The organism is Salinisphaera sp. S4-8 (assembly GCF_040361235.1).
Lineage (GTDB): Bacteria > Pseudomonadota > Gammaproteobacteria > Nevskiales > Salinisphaeraceae > Salinisphaera.
In genome coordinates, this window is sequence record NZ_APNF01000032.1 from 1 (window position 1) to 1,278 (window position 1,278).

Sequence of the window (1,278 nt, forward strand, 5' to 3'; positions counted from 1 at the left end):
TGTACGGACCGGAGACATGGGTAACACCCGTGCCAGGACATGGGTAACAGTTTAGCGCGCGTTGCGTAGGTCGATCCGGGTCAGGTGGTGGTGGGCGAAATACAGCGAATAGCAGCCGTCGTTATAGGCGTCCGGTCGAAAGGCGACCGGTAAGCCACGTAGCGCGCAGGAGACTTTTACGATTCGCCCCTTGAAAGGCACGACGCCGTTGGCACGCACGGCGACAACCATATCGTCGGGCGCATACGTGATGGGCGCTAGAGTGCTCGGGAACGCACGCCCACTCGTGCGATAACGCGTGCTCGGGGTGGCCAGACCCAGTGAATCGTGGGGTCGTACGGTGTTATAGATTTCGCGCCAGTGATCGAATGCGCGCTGCAGCTGCGTTCGATCGGTGAAGGCGCGACCGTTGAGCACTTCACCAGCCAGCGTGCGATGAAAGCGCTCGTCCTTGCCGTTGGTCTGTGGATGAGCCGGGCGGCTGAAGCTGACACGGATGCCCAAACGCACCAACCAGATACTCAGCACGGTTAGCCCGCGCGAGTGACCCCGCGGGCTGCCCCAGGGCGAACCGTTGTCCATGTTCATTCGAACCGGTAAACCGTAGCGCCGGAAGGTGTCGGTCAATACCTTTTGCACCGTGGCGCTGCGCATGTCGGGAATGGCGCTCAGCGCCAGGTTATAGCGTGAGTGATCGTCCAGGACCGTCAACGGATCACAGCGGCCGTGGCCGAGCGCAATCGTGCCCTTGAAATCCATCTGCCAGAGATCGTTGGGCGCGTCGTGCTCGAAGCGTTGCCAGGGCTGGCTACGCGCCGCGTCGCGCTCGGGCATTAAGCCGTGTCGGCGCAGGATATGGGTGATGGTGCTGGGCGCCGGCACATCGGTATGACCGCGGTCGAGCAGCACCTGGCGCAACTTGCGCCCGCCCCAGGTCGGATAGCTGCGACGCAGCGCGATCACCACCTGTTCGAGTGACGCATCCGTACGCGTGGGCGAGGCGCGCGGGCGACGTGAGCGATCGGACAGTGGTTGTCCGGCCTTGGCACGGGCCAGCCACTTGTAAGCGGTCTTACGACTGATCCCGAAACGCCGGGCCAGCTCCGAGAGGTTCACGTCCTCGTTGCGGGCCAAAGCAATGAACTCGGTACGTAAGGTCATCGATGTGTGTTCCTTCCAGGGCATGAATCGGTACCTCGACGTCACCCATGAGCGGGCGTCGAGGTGTAACCCATGTCCTGGCACACCTGTTACCTATGTCTCCGGTCTATACAGCTT

At 62.2% G+C, this 1,278-nt stretch carries 1 protein-coding gene; it reads right to left on the bottom strand.

Annotated elements, in window-relative coordinates; genetic code table 11:
• Positions 1 to 51: 51 nt before the first annotated feature.
• Positions 52 to 1,185: an IS481 family transposase gene (locus tag S4A8_RS19095; RefSeq protein ID WP_353221327.1), complete on the bottom strand. Its 1,134-nt coding sequence runs from the start codon at positions 1,183 to 1,185 to the stop codon at positions 52 to 54.
• Positions 1,186 to 1,278: the final 93 nt, after the last annotated feature.